The following is an 18,438-nucleotide window of genomic DNA, read 5'->3' as shown; positions in this document are numbered from 1 at the left end:
CGCGAGTGAACGGCCATGACCAAGATTACTGATCTGCGCGTTTTCGATTTGCGCTTTCCCACGTCTCAAAGCCTTGATGGCTCCGATGCGATGAACCCCGATCCGGATTATTCGGCGGCTTACGTCATCCTCGATACGGATGAGCCGGGTTTGAAAGGTCACGGGCTGACCTTCACCATCGGCCGCGGCAACGATATCTGCTGCATGGCCATCGAGGCGATGGAGCATCTGGTCGTGGGCACCGATCTTGCCACGGTTCTCGAAAATCCCGGCAAGTACTGGCGTCATCTGACCAGCGACAGTCAACTGCGCTGGATCGGACCGGACAAGGGCGCCATGCACCTTGCCACCGGTGCCGTCGTCAATGCCGTCTGGGATCTGCTTGCCAAGAAGGCAGGTAAGCCGGTCTGGCAGCTTGTGGCGGATATGAGCGCCGAAGAGATCGCCGATATCGTTGACTATCGGTATCTGACGGATGTGCTGACGCGCGACGAGGCGCTGGCGATCCTGAAAAAAGCCGAAAGCGGCAAAAAGGACCGTATCGAGACGCTGAAGAAGGAAGGCTACGCCTGCTACACGACCTCCGCCGGCTGGCTCGGTTATGACGACGCGAAACTGCGCCGTCTTTGCCAGGAGGCTATCGATGCCGGCTTCAATCACGTCAAGATGAAGGTCGGGCGCGATCTCGAAGACGATATCCGCCGTCTGACCATCGCCCGCGAAGTTATCGGCCCGGATCGCTATCTGATGATCGACGCCAATCAGGTATGGGAAGTGGATCAGGCGATCGACTGGGTGAAGAAACTCGCCTTCGCCAAGCCGTTCTTCATCGAAGAACCGACCAGCCCCGATGATATTGCGGGTCACCGCAAGATACGTGAGGCCATCGGACCGGTGAAGGTGGCAACGGGAGAGATGTGCCAGAACCGCATCATGTTCAAGCAGTTCATCGCCGAAGGCGCGATCAATGTCGTGCAGATCGATAGCTGCCGCATGGGTGGGCTGAACGAGGTTCTGGCCGTGCTGCTGATTGCCGCGAAGTATAACCTTCCGGTTTGGCCGCATGCCGGTGGTGTCGGTCTTTGCGAATATGTGCAGCATCTGTCGATGATCGATTATCTCGTCGTTTCGGGAACGAAGGAAGGCCGCGTGATCGAATATGTCGATCATCTGCACGAACACTTCATCGAGCCGTGCGATATTCGCAATGCGGCCTACATGCCGCCGAAGCTGCCGGGCTTCTCCATCGAAATGAAGCCGGAATCGATCGAGACCTACACGTTCGAAGGCTGATCGAATGTGGACAGCGCTTCTTCGAGGCGCCGCCACTCCTCTTCGCTTCCGGGAAGGCCGAAACGTGCATCGTTCGGCCTTTCGTCAAAGATACGCACCAGTATTCCGTGCCGCCCAAGATGTTCGAACAGCCGAGCTGCCCTGCTGTCCCTGACCAGCCTGAACAGCGTCGTTCCGCCAACAACTTGCAGTCCGGCGCGTTGCAAGAGCATATTGATGCGCCCAGCGTCATCTCTTAGCCGGAGTCTCATTACGTCCTGCCAGCTCCGGTCTGCCAGTGCTTCCCTTGCGATATGCAAGGCAGGGCCGGAAATGGCCCATGGGCCGAGTCTTGCTTCAAGATCGGCCGCTATCTCTGGACTGCTCACTGCAAAACCGAGCCTCACGCCGGCCATGCCGTAAAATTTGCCGAAAGAGCGTAGTACGATGAGTGCGTCATGCCCGGCGGAACTGGCCAGGCTTTCGGCGCATCCGGTTTCAATGAAAGCCTCGTCGACAACAAGCAAACCGCCCTTTTCCTTCATCGAGGTTGCCAGAGCCAGAAGCATTGCGCGATCCATGACCCGCCCGTCCGGGTTGTTGGGGTTGACGACGATTGCGTAATCACAGGCAAAGAGGTCGTCGATGTTCTCAACTTCCGTCACGGGCAGGCCAGCCATCCGGGCAGTGCGGGCATGTTCGGCATAGGCGGGGGCAAGAACGCCTCCTCTTCTTGCTCCGCGATCCAGCGCCAGTTGCGCCAGAAGCGGCATCAGCATCTGTGTGCCGGGTGATGCCGCGATATGATCGGCAGACGGCGCGGCGAAACTTGCCGCTGCCCGCCGTTTCAGTTCATGGAGCGTGTCCGGCTCCGGAAGACGGGCAAATGCGCTGGCGGGAATGGGCGAATGCGGATAGGAGTGCGGATTGATCCCTGTCGACAGGTCGATCCAAGGTTCTGGCGCCCGCGGAAACATCCGGCGTGCGCGACCGAGATTGCCGCCATGACGGATCGCAGGTTGCGCCTTTTCTGGTACGTTGTCGCCCATGTTCTTCGCTCTCGCTTTTTTGTCGCTCGTCATCGAACGTCTGATCGGTTACCCGGACTGGCTTTTCAAGCGGATCGGCCATCCGGTGACGTGGATCGGTTCGCTTATCGCGCTGCTCGACAGAAAATGGAACCGGGAGGATGATTCATTTTCGCGGCGCAAGGCGATGGGCGTCGCTGCGCTTGCTGTTTTTCTGGGCGCTACGGTTTTTCTCTCATGGTTTGTCCAGTCCGTCCTGCTTTTGCTGCCTGTCGGACTTCTGCTTGCTGCGCTGGTGGGAGCTTCGCTTCCGGCGCAGAAGAGCCTGGAGCAGCACGTCGCTGCGGTGGCGACAGCACTTGAGCGTGAGGGCCTGGATGGTGGTCGCAAATCGGTTTCGATGATCGTCGGGCGCGATCCTGACAAGCTGGATGAAGCGGCCGTGTGCCGTGCTGCCATCGAAAGTCTGGCAGAGAACTTCTCCGATGGCGTCGTGGCTCCCGCCGTCTGGCTCGGGTTTCTCGGCCTGCCGGGTGGAGCGGGCTACAAGGCGATCAACACGGCCGACAGCATGGTCGGGCATCGTTCGCCTCGGCATGAGGCTTTCGGCTGGGCTGCGGCGCGGCTGGATGATCTCGTCAATCTGCCCGCCTCGCGGCTGACCGGTCTGCTGTTTGTTATCGCCGCGTTTTTTGTGAAAGGTGCGTCGCCACGTCAGGCGGTCGCCGCGATTTTCCGCGACGCGCGCCATCATCGTTCTCCCAATGCGGGCTGGCCGGAGGCGGCACTTGCCGGTGCGCTCGGATTTGCGCTTGCCGGTCCACGCTCCTATGGCGGACAGATGATCGAAGCTCGTTTCATGGGAGAGGGAGGACGCCGGGATCTGGCGGCGGCGGATATTCGCCGGGCGTTGAAACTGGCGCGCATTGCCGATGCCTTGCTGATCGGTCTTTTCGGCGTTCTGGCGCTGATTATCGCGCTATAGCGAGCAGCGCGTCGAGATCGAGATGCGTTTCCATGTGTTCCGCCAGCCTGTCCAGCACCGCATCGATCCGTGCTTCGTAATCGAGACGCGAGCTTTCCGTACCCAACCGCTGCAACCAGGCACTTCGCTGGGTGTCATCGGCAAACAGACCGTGGATATAGGTCCCGAAAACCCGCCCATCTGATGACGTCGCGCCTTCGCCATGACCGCCAATCGTGGAAAAAGGCCGTGCGCAGTCGGTGCCAGTGGTTTTCCCGACATGCATCTCGTAGCCAGTGAAAGAAATACCGTCGAAACTCTTTCCGGCAACCGAGACGAGCCGCTTGTCGCCGGTCAGAATGGTGTCCACGTCGAGAAGCCCAAGGCCGTCGATCATTGCCGGTGAGCCTTCAATACCGGCTGGGTCAGAAACAGTCTTTCCAAGCATCTGATACCCGCCGCACAGGCCGATTATGTGGCCGCCCCGGCGCAGATGCGCCTTGATGTCGATATCCAGGCCGGATGTCTTCAGTACGTTCAGATCGGCAATCGTGGATTTCGAGCCGCAGAGCAGGACCATCGCGCAATCGCCGGGGATGACGTCGCTCGGTCGAACGCGGACCAGTTCGATATCCGGCTCCATTTCCAGCGGATCGAGATCGTCGAAGTTGGAAATATGCGGCAGGATCGGAACGGCGATGCGGATTTTTGCACCTGATTTTTTGGGCTGGGCGCCCGCAAGACCAAGAGCGTCTTCGGCGGGAAGCTGTGCGGCATCAGGAAAATGCGGAAGAAGGCCGACGGAACGCCAGCCGGTTTTGTCTGCTATGATCCGCATACCCTCATCAAACAGGGTCGGATCGCCGCGGAATCGATTGACGATGAAGCCCTTTATCATCGTTGCGTCTGCATCATCGAGCACGGCACCGGTGCCGACGAGGCTTGCTATGACGCCACCGCGGTCGATATCGCCGATCACGATCACCGGCACGTCTGCAGCGCGCGCAAACCCCATATTGGCGATGTCGTTGGCGCGTAAGTTGACCTCAGATGCGCTGCCTGCGCCTTCCACCAGGACGATATCGGCCTTTTCTTTCAGCAGTTCGAAGCTGTCGAGAACATGCGGCATCAACCCGGCCTTCAGGCGCTGGTAATCCGCTGCCTTTGCATTTCCAGCGATCTTGCCTTGCACGATGACCTGTGCGCCAGTTTCGCTCTGCGGCTTCAGCAGCACCGGGTTCATGTGAACCGACAGGGGAACGCCCGCGGCGCGTGCCTGGAGCGCCTGTGCACGGCCGATCTCGCCGCCATCTGCGGTAACTGCCGCGTTGTTCGACATGTTCTGTGGCTTGAAGGGCATGACGGTCAGGCCACGCCGCACGAAGGCGCGTGCCAGCCCCGCCACCATCAGCGATTTGCCGACGTCGGAGCCGGTTCCCTGAAACATGATGGCGCGTGCAGTCATCCGATCAGAACTCTATTCCCGCCTGCGCCTTCACGCCTGCCTTGAAGTGATGTTTGACGAGGCTCATCTCCGTGACCATATCGGCAGCATCGATCAGTGGCTGCTTGGCGTTGCGGCCGGTGACGATGACATGCAGATCGGGGCGGCGGTTCTGAAGCGTCGCAACGACTTCCTCCGAGGGCAGATAGTCGTAACGCAGCGCGATATTCAGTTCGTCAAGGATCAGAAGGCCTATGCTTTCGTCCGCCATCAGGGTCTTCGCCTCTTCCCAAGCCTTGGTTGCCGCCGCGACGTCACGTTTCAGATCCTGCGTGTCCCACGTGAAACCTTCGCCCATGGTGCGCCATTCAACCTTGTCGCCAAAGAGGCTGAGCGCCTGTTGTTCTCCGGTGGACCATGCACCCTTGATGAACTGCACCACGCCGACGCGTCTGCCATTGCCAAGCATGCGCAGGGCAAGGCCGAAGGCCGCCGTGGATTTGCCTTTGCCGGGGCCGGTATTGACCATCAGCAGACCCTTTTCGACGGTCTTTTCGGCAACCTCGGCATCCTGCACCGCTTTGCGGTTCACCATCTTCTGCCGGTGACGTTCGGCGTCGGTGTCGCTGATTTCGCGGGTCATGATGCATTTTCCTGTTTTTTGGGCAGTGGACAGGACCGGTCAGCCCTTTTCGAAGCGGCGACTATACCCAATTTGCCGCACCCGGCAATCCGCCAGCCGGAACGGCGCAGCATTGACCGCAGGCAGCGTTCAGCCTAAGTGTATCGGGCTGACGGTCTTTTCCCGGCAACGGGAAAAGCTAAGAGGGAACACGGTTCAATCCCATATGGGGCAATCCGTGGCTGCCCCCGCAACTGTAAGCGGTAAGCCCGCACCGTGAAGCCACTGGACAGAGCTGTTCGGGAAGGCGGTGTCAAACGGGTAGAGAGCCGCGAGCCAGGAGACCTGCCGCTCATGCAAAAAACGTCTGCCGGGCGGGGTGCTCCGGCCAGTCGCCGAAATCGGATAAGCGGTTGCGCATGATCTGCGTGCCGTTTTCGATGTGCGCACCCCCAAAACATTTGAAGGCGCGGAAAGCGAAAACGGTTTGGATAGTGCAGTCACGTCGTCAAGGCAGAACGATAAAGCGGAAGACCTTGCGGCTTCCGGCGTGGTCGTATTCGTGTGCCGAAGCTGCCGCGATGCCAATGACCTGAATATCGAGCCGCGTCCCGGTTCCATTCTCGCAGAGCATGCGGCGGAAAAGGCACGTGGCGCGGGCATAGAGGTCCGCAGTGTCAACTGCCTCGCCAATTGCAAACGTGGCCTGAGCGCCGTTCTGCGCGGCGTCGATGGCTGGTCCTATGTGTTCGGCGGGCTGACACCCGACAATGCCGAGGATCTTTTGACCGGCGCGCGCCTGCTTGCCTCCGCTCCCGATGGGCTGATGCCCTGGCGCGGGCGTCCCGACAGTCTGAAGCGCGGTATGATTGCGCGCATTCCCCCATTCGATTTTACCGAGGAGATAAAATGAGCACCCATCTGGACCGCGTTCCCTGCACCATCGTCACCGGCTTTCTTGGCGCGGGCAAAACCACGCTTCTGCGCGGTCTTCTCGAAAAACTCGATGGCAAGCGTCTCGCCATCATTGTCAACGAATTCGGCGATGTCGGTATCGACGGCGAAATCCTCAAGGGCTGCGGCATTGAAAGCTGCCCGGAAGAAAACATCGTCGAGCTGGCCAACGGCTGCATCTGCTGCACGGTGGCGGACGATTTCCAGCCTGCCATCGAACAGATTCTCAGCCGCCAGCCAAAGGTGGAGCACATCCTGATCGAAACCTCCGGCCTCGCCTTGCCGAAGCCGCTCGTACAGGCCTTCCAGTGGCCGGCAATCAAGAGCCGGGTCACGGTCGATGCGGTGGTCGCCGTTGCCGATGGCGCAGCGCTGGCTGAAGGCATGGTGTCGCATGATCTGGAAGCACTTGCGGAACAACGCGCAAAGGACGAGGCACTTGACCATGATGATCCGGTCGAAGAGGTTTTTGAGGATCAGATCGCCTGCGCCGATCTCATCGTTCTGACCAAGGGCGATCTGCTGGATGCGGCCGGGCTGGAGCGTGCGAAGGCACATATTGGCGAACATCTGCCGAAGGCGGCAAAGATCGTCGTGGCGTCGAACGGCGCTATCGACCCCGCCGTGCTGATCGGTCTGGGGCTTGCGGTGGAGGAAGACATCCAAAACCGGCACACCCATCACGACGAAGAGCACGATCACGACCATGATGATTTCGACAGCTTCGTCATCGACCTGCCGGCAGTCGCGGATCCGGAAGCGCTGGCCGTACGGATCGCGGAAACGGCTGCTGCGGAAAACGTGCTTCGCATCAAGGGTTTCATCGAGGTTTCCGCCAAGCCGATGCGCCTTCAGGTGCAGGCGGTCGGCAGCCGCGTCAACCATTATTACGACCGCCCGTGGGCGCCCGGTGAGACACGCCGCAGCCGTCTGGTGGTCATCGGTGAAAAGGGATTGAACCGCGAGAAAATCGAACAGATGCTGGCCGCGTAACCATGCATATCCTTGCCACGACATCCTCGTCTTTGGACGACCTGATCGAGCCGGTTGATCTCAACCAGCGCCAGGCGGATGTCGTGGTTCTGTCCTTTTCGGCCAGCGATCTTGCCGGGCTGGAAAGGGCATGGCTGAAAGATGGGGCAAAGCCGCCCAGTCTTGTGACTGCCAATCTTTCCGAGCTTCGGCATCCGATGTCGGTCGATCTGTGGATCGAAAAAACGGCTGAGTATGCAAAGCTTATTCTTATCCGGATTCTCGGTGGCGCCGATCGCTGGCGTTACGGTGTGGATCAGCTGGCTCAGATGGCCCGGAGGCGCGGAATAAAGCTCGCGCTTCTGCCGGGTGAGTGCAGCGAGCGCGACGACAAGCTTGAAGCGGCGTCGACCGTTGATGGTCAAACCCTTGCCGGCATCCTTTCCTTCTTTCGTGAAGGAGGGAGTGAAAACATGCATCGTCTCGCAGGTGGGCTTGCGGTTCTGGCAGAAGGCGGTGATTGGCCGCAGGTTGCACCTCAACCGTTGCCCAGAGCCGGGTTTTACCGGCCGGATGAAGGCTTTGTCGGTGAAGACCTAGCCCTTGAAGGGTTTGAGCCAGATGCTCCGGTGCTGCCGATCCTGTTTTACCGTTCCATGCTACTGGCATTGGATGTGGCGCCTGTCGACGCGTTGTTTAAAGCTCTGCGTGATCGCGGATTCGCACCGCTGCCGATCTTTGTGAGCGGTCTGAAGGATGCCGATGCGATCCGTTTTCTGGAGACGGTGCTCCCGAGAGTTAAGCCAGCGGCGATCATTGCGGCGACTGCCTTTGCCAGCCAAGTGGATGGAGAAGGCAAAACCCTGTTCGACCGGCTTGGTGCGCCTGTTTTTCAGGTCATCATGGCGACGACCCGGCGCGATGGTTGGGCAGAAAACGCGCGTGGCCTCAATCCTTCCGACCTTGCCATGCATGTGGTCCTGCCTGAGCTGGATGGCCGGATACTGGCAGGAGTTCTGTCGTTCAAGCGGCCCGGTGCGCAGGGCGGTTCGGCGCCTGTCAACGTGCCGGAGCCGGATCGTGTCGAGCAGGTCGCGAACCGCATTGCCGCTTTCCTGCGGCTGAAACAGACGCTGCGCAAAGATCGCCGTATCGTAATCCTGATGCCGGATTATCCTGGGGCTGCGCCGGGGCGAACGGGCTATGCCGTCGGGCTGGACGTTCCGCAAAGCGTTCTGGAAATGCTGCGCGACCTGAAGGCTGCGGGATATTCCGTGTCGGATATTCCAGAGACGGCGCGTGCCTTGCTTGACCGGGTGGAGCAGGAGCGGGCGCGGATCGACCTTTCCACCTATGAGGCGTTTCGCGCGACATTGCCGGACGACGCGAATTCTGCGCTCGAAGCCACGTGGGGCGGTTCTGGGCAGGACGAGGCCGTTGTTGACGGAGCATTTCGGTTTCGTGCCGCCAACTTCGGCTCGGTCATAGTCGCTCTTGCGCCGGATCGCGGCCGAAACGAAGATCGGCGGGTCGATTATCACGACCCGGCCCTTCCGCCCCGTCACGCGCTCACGGCGTTCGGCGCGTGGATGCAGAGGGAACTGGATGCCCATGCCATCGTGCATGTCGGCGCGCACGGCACGCTGGAATGGCTGCCGGGCAAGACCGTTGCGGTTTCCGGCAGCTGCTTTCCAGAAATCGTCGCAGGCGCTTTGCCGGTCATCTATCCCTTCATCGTTTCGAATCCAGGTGAGGCAGCGGTCGCCAAACGCCGCATTGCTGCGGTTACCATCGGTCATGTCCCGCCCCTGCTCGTTGATGCCGGTCTTTCTTCGGATCACGCGGCGCTTGAACAGCTCGTAGACGAATATGCGCAGGCGGACGGACTGGACCGTCGCCGTCGTGACCGGCTGGCGAAACTGATTGTCGAAAAGGCTCGCGATACAGGGCTTGCGGCCGATGCAGGGGTCGACACGCAGGACGATGCGGATACGGCGCTTTCCCGTATCGATGCTTTTCTCTGTGACCTGAAGGATTTTGCCATCAAGGACGGCCAGCATATTTTTGGCCGCAGTGCGTTGGGTGAAACCGATCCGCTGCGACTGCAAAGTGCTGCCGGTGAAAAGTCGGCGTTGCTTGCGGCGCTTGATGGCCAGCATATAAAGCCCGGCCCTTCCGGTGCTCCTGCGCGTGGCCGTCTCGATGTGCTGCCGACGGGTCGTAACCTTTATGCTGCCGATCCCCGTACCATGCCGACGCCGACGGCGTTTGAGCTGGGCCGCATGGCGGGGGAGGAAGTGCTTCGCCACTATCTGCAAAGTCATGGCGACTGGCCGAAACATCTGGTGTTCGATCTCTGGGGCTCGGCTTCGCTGCGTAATGGCGGTGAAGACGTCGCTCAGGCGCTGCATCTGATGGGCGCGCGTCCCACCTATGATCCGGGGACAGGCCGCGTGACAGGCATCGAGGTTCTGCCACCGGCGGCGCTCGGGCGTCCGCGCGTCGATGTGACCTTCCGTATTTCCGGCTTGTTCCGTGACATGTTTCCGGCGCTGATTGCCCTGCTGGACGCTGCTGCGAAAGTGATTGCGCGACGGGAAGAGGCGCCGGGCGACAATCCGCTGGCGGAAGAGGCTGCGGCGCTTGGGTCCATTCCGGCTCGTATTTTCGGCTCCGCGCCGGGCACCTATGGCGCCGGAATCGAGGAAAAACTCGCAAGCGGCAATTGGGATGAGCGCGAGGGCCTCGGCCGCACCTATCTGGAGGCCGCCAGCCATGCCTTCGGTGGCGCGGACGGCCTCGATGTTTCCGAAGATGCCGGTTTTGCTTCACAGGTCGAAAAGGCCGAATTGCTGGTCCATACGGGCGACGATCCTGGGCGCGATCTGCTGGACGGATCGTCGGACGTGGCTTTCATCGGTGGATTTGCCGCCGCCAAGGCGTTGCTTGGGCAGGCGGCCGATATCGTGGCGCTGGATACCACCGATCCTGCCCGTCCTCGTGCGCGCTCAATCGCGCAGGCGATCACGCGTGTGGTTCGTGCCCGCGCCATCAATCCGCGTTTCATCGCTGGCCAGATGCGGCATGGTCCGCGTGGTGCGGCAGAGTTTGCCGAAACCGTGGACCGGTTGATCGGCTTTGCCGAAACCACGCATGCCGTTTCTTCTTCACTGATCGAAGCATTGTACGATGCCTATTTTGGTGACGAGGCGGTGCGTGATTTCATCCTGCGGGAAAATCCGCAGGCGGCCGAAGTCATGGCGCAGCGTTTTCTGTCTGCCCGTCGCCGTAACCTGTGGCACAGCCGTCGCAATGCGGTGGATGCCGAGCTGGAAATGCTGATCGTTCCGCGTGGGGAGAGGGTGAGGGCATGAGAGCGGCACGTGTCGATCCCGTTCAGCCGTTTTCCCGTCGCGGCCTCTGCCCGGCCTTGTCTGCGCCAATGCAGACCGGCGACGGACTGCTGTCCCGTGTAGCTTTCACCGACGACATCTCGCCGCAGGACCTGATCGATCTCTGCGAGCTGACCACCCGCCACGGCAATGGTTTGATTGATGTTACCGCGCGCGGCGGGCTGCAGTTTCGTGGTTTGACAGCCGCAAGTGCTTGCGTGCTCGAAAACGACGTCATGGCACTCGGTTTGCCCGTTCGGGAAGGACTGGCAGTTGAATCGTCGCCGCTTGGCGGTCGGGATGCTCTGGAAGTGGCTGATCCGGTTCCACTTGTGAGCCTGATTCGTGAACGATCATCGGCGTTACGTCTGCATGGGCGGGTTGCCGCAAAAATGTCCGTTATCGTCGATGGTGGCGGGCATGTCGGGATGGGTGATCTTCTTGCCGATATCCGTCTCAAGGCTGAGCGGATCGATGGACAGATATTCTGGCATCTGATGTTGGGTGGATCGGAAGGCAAGGCATTGAGGGTCGGACGGCTTCTTCCCGAACATGCTGTCGACGCCGCTATCGCGCTTCTGTCTCATCTTGCTGCAGGCGGAACACTTGCGCGGGGGCGCGATCTGGATGGCAATACCGTGCGCTCCATTTGTGGCGACGTGCTGCTTGAGCCGTCGATCGACGCGCCATCCGGCGCGCCACAATCGCCTTATGGCCTGATGGATGTGGGTGGTGATCGTTTTGCTGTTGGCGTCGCACCGGCTTTCGGACAGCTCGCAGCCGATTCCCTTTCGGCGTTTTGCCGATACGCATCGATTGCCGGTATCAGTGCGATCAGGCCAGGTCCGGCGCATGGCTTGTTTTTCTTCGGTGATCGGGAGCAATGCGAGGCTCTGATGGCCCACGCCGAAGTGTCCGGTTTCATCGTTTCGGATAACGATCCGCGATCTTCCATTGCAGTCTGCTCCGGTTCGCCTGCGTGCGCCTCGGCCTTTATTCCAACCCATGAACTCGCGGCCTTTGCAGCAAGGGAATGCGCATCGCTGCTGGATGGGTCGCTGACGCTGCATTTGTCCGGTTGCGGCAAGGGATGCGCCCACCCTGCCGCCTCGCTTCTTGCCTTTTCCGGCTCGCCCGAAGGACTGTCTTTTTCGCTGTCGGGCCGTGTTTCCGATGCGCCGGACGTTGTTTTGCCGCTTCATGACCTACAGGCTGCGCTTTCGCGGCTTGCCCGACTTTACGAAAAAGAACATAAGCCCGGGGAAAATGCCCGCAGCCTGTTTGTCCGTCTGGGCAGGGAAAAGGTTGGCGCGGCGCTCCGACAGGATGACCGATGACCGAATACGACTATATCCGCAACGGCGATGCGATCTATGAGCGCTCCTTCGCCATCATCCGCGAAGAAGCCGATCTTTCGGCTTTCACGCCAGAGCAGGCGGATATCGCCATCCGTATGATCCACGCGTGCGGACAGGTGGAAGCGACACGGCATTTCCGCTTTTCTCCGGATTTCGTGTCGGCGGCGCGTGGCGCGCTTGCGGGGGGGAAACCCATTCTATGCGACGCCGAGATGGTGTCACACGGCGTTACCCGAGCCCGTCTACCAGCCGGAAACGAGGTGATCTGCACCTTGCGCGATCCGCGCACCCCGGAGCTTGCGAAGGCAATTGGCAATACCCGTTCTGCGGCCGCTCTCGATCTGTGGGCCGACAAGATGGAAGGTGCGCTCGTTGCCATCGGTAACGCGCCGACCGCACTTTTCTATCTTCTGGAGATGCTGGAGAAGGGAGCGCCCCGTCCTGCCGCCATCATTGGTATGCCGGTCGGTTTCGTTGGCGCCATGGAATCCAAGGATGCGCTCGAGGAAAGCGGTCTCCGCATTCCCTACGCCATCGTCAAGGGTCGTATGGGCGGTTCAGCCATGACGGCTGCTGCCGTCAATGCCATTGCGAGGGCCGGTCTATGAGTGCAGCACTTTTGGAGCCGACGCCGCAGAAGGCGCTGAAAGGCAAACTGGTTGGCGTCGGCACCGGTCCGGGCGATCCTGAACTGCTGACCCTGAAAGCGGTGCGGGCCATCGACACGGCCGATGTCGTCGCATTCTTCTGCAAGAAGGGCAGCACGGGTAACGGACGCCGCATCGTCGAAGCCTTCATTCGACCCGGCACGCTGGAAATGCCGCTCGTCTATCCCGTTACCGTTGAGAGCGACAAGAACGGAGACGACTATCGCGGGGCCATTGCGGCCTTTTTTGATCAGTCGGCGAAGGATATTGCCGCGCACCTCGATGCCGGGCGCAACGTGGCGGTGCTGTCGGAAGGCGATCCGCTGTTTTACGGCTCCTACATGCATCTGCACCTGCGTCTTGCTCCGTCCTATCCGGCGGAAGTCGTGGCGGGCATCACCGCCATGTCCGGCTGCTGGTCCATGGCCGGACTGCCGCTCGTTCAGGGTGATGATATCCTCAGTGTCCTTCCCGGCACGCTCGATGAGGAGACGTTGACCACGCGTCTTTCCGGGACGGATGGCGCGGTCATCATGAAAGTCGGGCGCAACCTGCCGAAAATTCGCCGGGCGCTTGAAAAGGCGGGAAAACTGGAAGGCGCGCTGTATGTCGAGCGCGGCACCATGGAGAACGGTCAGGCGCTGCGGCTTATCGAGCGGGACGGCTCGCCCGCGCCCTATTTCTCTCTGGTGCTCGTTCCAGGCTGGAAAGACCGTCCCTTGTCCGAGGACGCGCCATGACAGGCAGGCTTACGGTCGTTGGCCTTGGTCCCGGCAATCTGGAGCAGATCACGCCGGAGGCATTGGCTGCTGTCGAAGCGGCAGAGGACTTCTTCGGTTATATTCCCTACCTCGACCGCCTGTCGCTTCGTGCAGATCAGCGTCGCCACGCATCCGACAATCGCGAGGAAATCTCGCGCGCCGGGCAGGCGCTGAGACTTGCCGCATCCGGTGGCAACGTCTGTGTCGTTTCCGGCGGCGATCCGGGTGTTTTTGCCATGGCGGCCGCCGTGTGCGAGGCGATGGAAGGCGGTCCTGCCGAATGGCGCAATATCGAATTTTCCGTCGTGCCCGGTGTCACGGCCATGCTGGCTGTCGCCGCACGCGCGGGCGCACCCCTCGGTCACGATTTTTGCGCTGTCTCGCTCTCCGACAATCTCAAGCCCTGGGGCATCATTGAAAAGCGTCTGATTGCGGCGGCGGAAGCCGGATTCGTGATGGCGTTTTACAATCCCGTCAGCAAGGCGCGACCGCATCAACTAACCACTGCGTTCGACATCCTGCGCGCTCATCTGCCGGGAAGCGTGCCGGTGATTTTCGGTCGTGCCGCGGGCCGTCCGGATGAGCGGATGCGCGTGGTTCCCTTGTCGGAAGCGCACAGCGACATGGCGGACATGGCCACCTGCATCATCGTCGGTTCTGTCGAAACCCGGCTGATTGTCCGTGAAGGCCAGCCGTCGCTGGTTTATTCGCCGCGTTTTTCCGCAAGGGAAAGCTGATGACGGATGGCGGCCAGCGCAGCCTCGATATCCGGTACCGTGGGGACGTCGGGGCGTTCCGGCCGCTCGATCATCATGACGGGAATGCCAAGGCGTCGCGCAGCCTCGATCTTTCCATAGGATGCATCGCCGCCGGAGTTCTTCGACACCACGGCCTCAATTCCGTTGTCCCTCAGCATGGCCATTTCGTCATCCAGAGCAAAGGGTCCGCGTGCCGTGATATAGCGCGTGTTCGGCAAGTGCAGCGGCGGCTCCACCGGATCAACGCTGCGTATCAGGTAATGATGTTGCGGGGCTGCTTCGAAGGGCAGCAACTCCTGGCGTCCAAGCGCGAGGAAGATGTGTCTGGGGGCGGTACCGAGCATGGAGACTGCCTCGTCCGTATAAAGCACGCTTTGCCACATGTCCCCCGGCTGCTTTTGCCATGCCGGACGATCCAGCGCGACCAGCGGCACTTCAGCCAGAGCTGCGGCTTGCGCCGCGTTGCGCGATATGCGCGCGGCGTAAGGGTGGGTCGCATCTACCAGAATGTCGAATTTTTCGGCCCTGATGAAATCCGCAAGTCCGGCAGGGCCGCCAAAGCCGCCGGTCCGGGTTGGCACCGGCTGCTTTACCGGCGTGCGGGTGCGGCCGGCCATCGACAAAAGAATATAGTAGCGGGAGTCTTCTGCCAGCTTTCCGGCCAGAAGACGGGCATCCGTTGTGCCACCGAGGATCAGGATGGAGCGTGTCATGACCTCTGAATATGCCGGAACGGACAGGGCTTCCACTGAAAAGGCAAAATTGCCCTGGCTTTCGATTGTCGGGATTGGCGAAGACGGGCTTTCCGGCCTTGGGGATAACGCCCGCAGCGCCATCGAAGAAGCGGCTGTCGTGTTCGGCGGCAAGCGGCATCTGGAACTTGCGTCGGCGTCGATCAAGGGTGAAGCAAGGGCGTGGCCCATACCCTTCGATGTGGATGTGGCCGATGTTGTCGCGCTTCGCGGTCAAAAAGTCTGCATTCTCGCCTCCGGCGATCCTTTCCTTTATGGCGCCGGCGTCACGATTTTGCGAAAGATCGCGGCGGAAGAAACCGTATCCTATCCCTCTCCGTCCGCCTTTTCGCTGGCGGCATCCCGCCTTGGCTGGGCGTTGCAATCTGTGACATGCGTGTCGCTGCATGGTCGTTCCATCGATCTGATCCGGCCGCATCTCCATCCCGGCGCCAGAATCATTGCGCTGACATCGGACGCGAAGGCCCCTGCTCTTATTGCGGGGCTGTTTTCGGAGTGTGGTTTCGGGCGCTCGGCGTTTGTTGTCCTGGAAGCGCTCGGCGGCAAGCGCGAACAGTTGCGGCGCACCAAGGCAGCGGATTTCAGCTTCGAGGCTGTCGATCCGCTGAATGTCGTGGCGATCGAGGTCGTTGCGGATGAGAATGCGCGTGTCCTGTCTTATGTCAGCGGACTGGATGACGCCTTGTTCGAGCATGACGGGCAGATCACCAAGCGCGAAATTCGCGCCGTTACGCTGTCGTCGCTTGCGCCGCGGCACGGCGAACTCCTGTGGGACATCGGCGCGGGTTCCGGCTCCATCGGTATCGAATGGATGCTGTCACACCCGTCACTGAAAGCCATTGCCATCGAACAGCACAGCCAGCGCGCCGAGCGCATTGCACGTAATGCGGAAGCCTTCGGTGTTCCAGGGCTTGAGATCCTGATCGGTGCCGCACCCGATGCTTTCGAAGGTCTGCCAGAGCCTGATGCTATCTTTATCGGTGGTGGCGGCAGCGAAACCGGAGTCCTTGACGGCGCCATCACGGCCTTGAAGCCCGGTGGGCGGTTGGTTGCGAATGCCGTGACGCTGGAAATGGAGGCAATCCTGCTGGCGGCGCAGGCACGGCTTGGCGGATCGCTGATCCGGCTGGATGTGTCGCGCGCATCGGCGGTCGGTTCGATGACCGGCTGGAAACCCGCCATGCCTGTGACGCAATGGAACTGGACGAAACCGTTGGATAAAAAAGGATGATCGTCGCGGGCATAGGTTGCCGGAGGGGTGTCAGCGCAGAAGCGATCATGGCTGCATTGGGCAAGATTTCCGAGGCGCATCAGGTCAAGATCGATTTCATCGCGACGGCGCCTGTAAAGGCCGACGAGCCGGGTTTGCTGGAGGCTGCGACCATTCTCAACATGGCCTTCGTCGTGGTGGCGCAGGCCGATTTCGAACAGGCAGGCAATCGCACAGTTACCCGATCGGAGGTAAGTGTGAAACATTCCAGTTCCCCCTGTCTCAGCGAAGCTTCGGCGCTTGCGGCACTGGGAACGAGTTCAAGGCTGATCGCCCCGCGGGCCGTGATTGGCGATATTACGGTGGCCTTGGCCACTTCAGGAGACGAAGAATGACGGTTCATTTCATCGGTGCGGGTCCGGGGGCTGCCGATCTCATCACGGTGCGCGGGCGCGATCTGATCGCGGTCTGCCCGGTCTGCCTTTATGCGGGATCGCTCGTGCCGAAGGCGCTTATCGACTATTGCCCGCCGGGCGCACGTATCATCGATACATCAGCGCTCTCGCTGGACGAGATAGAAGCGGAATTCGTCAGGGCTGCCAGTGAAGGCAAGGATGTCGCGCGACTGCACTCCGGCGATCTTTCCGTCTGGAGCGCCATGGGCGAACAGATCCGCCGTCTGGAGCGGTTGGGACTGGATTATAGTGTGACGCCTGGCGTTCCCTCCTTCGCCGCCGCAGCGGCGACGCTGAAGCGGGAACTGACGGTTCCCGAAGTGGCGCAGAGCCTTGTGCTGACCCGCGTTTCCGGCCGCGCCTCGAAGATGCCAGAGACGGAAACCCTGAAAGCTTTCGGTGCAACGGGAGCGACGCTCGCCATTCACCTTGCCATTCACGCCATCGGCAAGGTGGTGGAAGACCTCACGCCGCTCTATGGCGCGGATTGCCCGGTCGCCATCGTCGTGCGTGCCTCCTGGCCGGAGGAACGGGTCATTCGTGGCACGCTCTTCGATATCGAAGGCAGGCTTGCGGCCGAACCGGTGGAGCGGACGGCGATGATTTTCGTCGGGCGCGGGCTGGCTTCGGAGGATTTCCGCGAAAGCGCGCTCTATAGCGCCGATTACGTTCGCCGGTTCCGGTCGCCAAAAGAAAATGCCGAGGGGTGATCGGATGGCGTGGGGGCCGTGCGGCCTTTGAGGTTGCCCTGCCTGTCAAACACCAGAATATCGAGGGCGATTCCTGGCTCTTTCAACGCCGCAGCGGCTGTGATCCAGGCCTTTTCAGCAACGATATTGCCGAGGTTTATTCCTGCATCCTCCGCCAGTTCGAAAGCGTGGGCCACCATGTTTGCCTGACGGATTTCGTTTGCAAGCCGATCGTCCGCACCGGCACTGATCGCCAGTTCGGCGAGTGCTTCTAGATCGGCAAGTCCGCGCTTCGAATGAACGTCGAGCATGCCCTGCGCGAGCTTTGTCATCTTGGCGACACCGCCGGCAATCGTCACCCTTTCGACCGGGTGGCTGCGGAGATATTTCAGCATGCCGCCGATGAAATCGCCCATGTCGATGAGGGCGGTTTCCGGCAGACTGTAGAGCGCCTGTCCCGCCTTTTCGGAGGTATCGCCGGTTGCGCCGAGGAGATGGGTCAGGCCGGTTGCGCGGGCAACATCAATGCCGCGCCAGATGGAGTGAATCCACGCCGAGCAGGAGAATGGTATGACGACGCCGGTGGTGCCGAGAATGGAAATGCCGCCGACGATGCCAAGGCGCCCGTTCAACGTCTTTTCCGCCAGTTTTTCTCCGTCCCGGACGGAGATTTCCACCTCGAAATCTGCACCCTCGCCCGCGACTTCGTGAATGGCGGTTTCGATCATCTTTCGTGGAACGGGATTGATGGCCGGTTCGCCGGGCGGCAGGGGCAGGCCCGGGCGCGTGATCGTGCCAACCCCGTTTCCAGCCCTGAAAACGATGCCGCTTCCGGGCTTTCCCGGCCGGACGGTGCTTTCGATCAATGCGCCATGGGTGACGTCTGGATCGTCGCCTGCATCCTTGACGACGCCCGCCATGGCGAAATTTTCGCCCTTTTCCTGCGTGGCGAGCGCAAATGCCGGTCGCGCACCGCTTGGAAGTTCGACCTCGACAGGGTAAGGAAACTCGCCGGTGAGAAGGGCAACGCACGCCGCTTTCGTGGCGGCTGCCGCGCAAGTGCCCGTGGTCCAGCCGCGGCGAAGGGTCTTTCCATCCGTTTCCATATGAATTCCTATAGCCGGGACCGGTTTCGCCGTCATCGGTAAAGAGCAAGCAGC

17 protein-coding genes and 1 riboswitch are annotated in these 18,438 nt (G+C 60.9%); of the genes, 12 read left to right on the top strand and 5 right to left on the bottom strand.

The features are described 5' to 3' along the window. The first annotated feature begins 15 nt into the window (after nt 1-15). A complete protein-coding gene (locus tag N7578_RS22235) occupies nt 16-1,293 on the top strand; it encodes an L-fuconate dehydratase (RefSeq protein WP_311112382.1) in 1,278 nt (425 codons plus the stop codon). Here the strand turns inward: N7578_RS22235 and cobD are convergent. Beyond that, nucleotides 1,275-2,321, bottom strand: coding sequence for a threonine-phosphate decarboxylase CobD (cobD, locus tag N7578_RS22230; protein ID WP_311112381.1), 1,047 nt, complete (start codon nt 2,319-2,321; stop codon nt 1,275-1,277). The genes N7578_RS22235 and cobD overlap by 19 nt on opposite strands. On the opposite strand from cobD, the gene cbiB reads away from it, so the two are divergent. Continuing rightward, on the top strand, nt 2,320-3,285 hold the full coding sequence (gene cbiB, locus N7578_RS22225; RefSeq protein WP_311112380.1) for an adenosylcobinamide-phosphate synthase CbiB: 966 nt from the start codon (nt 2,320-2,322) through the stop codon (nt 3,283-3,285). The two genes, cobD and cbiB, sit on opposite strands and share 2 nt — an antisense overlap. Here the strand turns inward: cbiB and N7578_RS22220 are convergent. Continuing rightward, the gene (locus N7578_RS22220) at nt 3,272-4,729 is read right to left on the bottom strand and encodes a cobyric acid synthase (RefSeq protein WP_311112379.1); all 1,458 of its coding nucleotides are present in this window, start codon (nt 4,727-4,729) and stop codon (nt 3,272-3,274) included. The genes cbiB and N7578_RS22220 overlap by 14 nt on opposite strands. A 4-nt stretch (nt 4,730-4,733) precedes the next feature. Further along, a complete protein-coding gene (cobO, locus tag N7578_RS22215; protein WP_311112378.1) occupies nt 4,734-5,351 on the bottom strand; it encodes a cob(I)yrinic acid a,c-diamide adenosyltransferase in 618 nt (205 codons plus the stop codon). 135 nt (nt 5,352-5,486) lie between these two features. Then, nucleotides 5,487-5,698, top strand: a riboswitch (cobalamin riboswitch). A gap of 119 nt (nt 5,699-5,817) precedes the next feature. Here cobO and N7578_RS22210 point away from each other — a divergent pair. Genes N7578_RS22210 through N7578_RS22180 form a run of 7 tightly spaced genes read left to right on the top strand, consistent with a single transcriptional unit; the run spans nt 5,818 to nt 14,151 of the window. After that, the gene (locus N7578_RS22210) at nt 5,818-6,243 is read left to right on the top strand and encodes a DUF1636 family protein (protein ID WP_311112377.1); all 426 of its coding nucleotides are present in this window, start codon (nt 5,818-5,820) and stop codon (nt 6,241-6,243) included. Then, nucleotides 6,240-7,277 carry a cobalamin biosynthesis protein CobW gene (gene cobW / locus N7578_RS22205; protein WP_311112376.1) on the top strand — a complete coding sequence of 346 codons (1,038 nt, stop codon included), beginning with the start codon at nt 6,240-6,242 and terminating at the stop codon, nt 7,275-7,277. Before N7578_RS22210 ends, cobW begins: the two co-directional genes overlap by 4 nt. Before the next feature lie 2 nt (nt 7,278-7,279). Continuing rightward, nucleotides 7,280-10,630, top strand: a complete 3,351-nt coding sequence (cobN, locus tag N7578_RS22200; protein ID WP_311112375.1) for a cobaltochelatase subunit CobN — start codon at nt 7,280-7,282, stop codon at nt 10,628-10,630. Next, nucleotides 10,627-11,985 (top strand): precorrin-3B synthase, encoded by a 1,359-nt coding sequence (cobG, locus tag N7578_RS22195; protein ID WP_311112374.1) that lies wholly within the window; start codon nt 10,627-10,629, stop codon nt 11,983-11,985. The genes cobN and cobG overlap by 4 nt, the downstream gene beginning before the upstream one ends. Further along, nucleotides 11,982-12,614, top strand: a complete 633-nt coding sequence (locus N7578_RS22190) for a precorrin-8X methylmutase (RefSeq protein WP_311112373.1) — start codon at nt 11,982-11,984, stop codon at nt 12,612-12,614. Before cobG ends, N7578_RS22190 begins: the two co-directional genes overlap by 4 nt. Next, the gene (locus N7578_RS22185) at nt 12,611-13,393 is read left to right on the top strand and encodes a precorrin-2 C(20)-methyltransferase (protein ID WP_311112372.1); all 783 of its coding nucleotides are present in this window, start codon (nt 12,611-12,613) and stop codon (nt 13,391-13,393) included. Before N7578_RS22190 ends, N7578_RS22185 begins: the two co-directional genes overlap by 4 nt. Beyond that, nucleotides 13,390-14,151, top strand: coding sequence for a precorrin-3B C(17)-methyltransferase (locus tag N7578_RS22180; RefSeq protein ID WP_311112371.1), 762 nt, complete (start codon nt 13,390-13,392; stop codon nt 14,149-14,151). Before N7578_RS22185 ends, N7578_RS22180 begins: the two co-directional genes overlap by 4 nt. Here N7578_RS22180 and N7578_RS22175 read toward each other — a convergent pair. Beyond that, nucleotides 14,118-14,885: a cobalt-precorrin-6A reductase gene (locus N7578_RS22175; protein ID WP_311112370.1), complete on the bottom strand. Its 768-nt coding sequence runs from the start codon at nt 14,883-14,885 to the stop codon at nt 14,118-14,120. The two genes, N7578_RS22180 and N7578_RS22175, sit on opposite strands and share 34 nt — an antisense overlap. On the opposite strand from N7578_RS22175, the gene cbiE reads away from it, so the two are divergent. The 3 genes from cbiE to cobM are packed head-to-tail and all read left to right on the top strand — an operon-like array spanning nt 14,884 to nt 17,299. Further along, entirely contained in the window at nt 14,884-16,155 is a 1,272-nt protein-coding gene (gene cbiE / locus N7578_RS22170; RefSeq protein WP_311112369.1) for a precorrin-6y C5,15-methyltransferase (decarboxylating) subunit CbiE, read from the top strand. The genes N7578_RS22175 and cbiE overlap by 2 nt on opposite strands. After that, nucleotides 16,152-16,529 carry a cobalamin biosynthesis protein gene (locus N7578_RS22165; protein ID WP_311112368.1) on the top strand — a complete coding sequence of 126 codons (378 nt, stop codon included), beginning with the start codon at nt 16,152-16,154 and terminating at the stop codon, nt 16,527-16,529. Before cbiE ends, N7578_RS22165 begins: the two co-directional genes overlap by 4 nt. Beyond that, nucleotides 16,526-17,299, top strand: a complete 774-nt coding sequence (gene cobM, locus N7578_RS22160; RefSeq protein WP_311112367.1) for a precorrin-4 C(11)-methyltransferase — start codon at nt 16,526-16,528, stop codon at nt 17,297-17,299. Before N7578_RS22165 ends, cobM begins: the two co-directional genes overlap by 4 nt. Here cobM and N7578_RS22155 read toward each other — a convergent pair. Beyond that, complete coding sequence (locus tag N7578_RS22155) at nt 17,254-18,384, bottom strand: cobalt-precorrin-5B (C(1))-methyltransferase (protein ID WP_311112366.1); 1,131 nt, start codon at nt 18,382-18,384, stop codon at nt 17,254-17,256. The two genes, cobM and N7578_RS22155, sit on opposite strands and share 46 nt — an antisense overlap. Between the last annotated feature and the right edge of the window lie 54 nt (nt 18,385-18,438).

The organism is Agrobacterium tumefaciens, assembly GCF_031801495.1.
Lineage (GTDB): Bacteria > Pseudomonadota > Alphaproteobacteria > Rhizobiales > Rhizobiaceae > Agrobacterium > Agrobacterium tumefaciens_K.
This window is presented reverse-complemented; position numbering and strand designations above follow the sequence as displayed.

Bases quoted from the DNA above. Each gene is read 5' to 3' on its own strand.
- N7578_RS22190 (WP_311112373.1), top strand. From the start codon at position 11,982: ATGACCGAATACGACTATATCCGCAACGGCGATGCGATCTATGAGCGC.
- cobG (WP_311112374.1), top strand. From the start codon at position 10,627: ATGAGAGCGGCACGTGTCGATCCCGTTCAGCCGTTTTCCCGTCGCGGC.
- N7578_RS22180 (WP_311112371.1), top strand. From the start codon at position 13,390: ATGACAGGCAGGCTTACGGTCGTTGGCCTTGGTCCCGGCAATCTGGAG.
- cobN (WP_311112375.1), top strand. From the start codon at position 7,280: ATGCATATCCTTGCCACGACATCCTCGTCTTTGGACGACCTGATCGAG.
- cobD (WP_311112381.1), bottom strand. From the start codon at position 2,321: ATGGGCGACAACGTACCAGAAAAGGCGCAACCTGCGATCCGTCATGGC.
- cbiB (WP_311112380.1), top strand. From the start codon at position 2,320: ATGTTCTTCGCTCTCGCTTTTTTGTCGCTCGTCATCGAACGTCTGATC.
- N7578_RS22235 (WP_311112382.1), top strand. From the start codon at position 16: ATGACCAAGATTACTGATCTGCGCGTTTTCGATTTGCGCTTTCCCACG.
- N7578_RS22220 (WP_311112379.1), bottom strand. From the start codon at position 4,729: ATGACTGCACGCGCCATCATGTTTCAGGGAACCGGCTCCGACGTCGGC.
- cobW (WP_311112376.1), top strand. From the start codon at position 6,240: ATGAGCACCCATCTGGACCGCGTTCCCTGCACCATCGTCACCGGCTTT.
- N7578_RS22165 (WP_311112368.1), top strand. From the start codon at position 16,152: ATGATCGTCGCGGGCATAGGTTGCCGGAGGGGTGTCAGCGCAGAAGCG.
- cobO (WP_311112378.1), bottom strand. From the start codon at position 5,351: ATGACCCGCGAAATCAGCGACACCGACGCCGAACGTCACCGGCAGAAG.
- N7578_RS22175 (WP_311112370.1), bottom strand. From the start codon at position 14,885: ATGACACGCTCCATCCTGATCCTCGGTGGCACAACGGATGCCCGTCTT.
- N7578_RS22155 (WP_311112366.1), bottom strand. From the start codon at position 18,384: ATGGAAACGGATGGAAAGACCCTTCGCCGCGGCTGGACCACGGGCACT.
- N7578_RS22185 (WP_311112372.1), top strand. From the start codon at position 12,611: ATGAGTGCAGCACTTTTGGAGCCGACGCCGCAGAAGGCGCTGAAAGGC.
- cobM (WP_311112367.1), top strand. From the start codon at position 16,526: ATGACGGTTCATTTCATCGGTGCGGGTCCGGGGGCTGCCGATCTCATC.
- cbiE (WP_311112369.1), top strand. From the start codon at position 14,884: ATGACCTCTGAATATGCCGGAACGGACAGGGCTTCCACTGAAAAGGCA.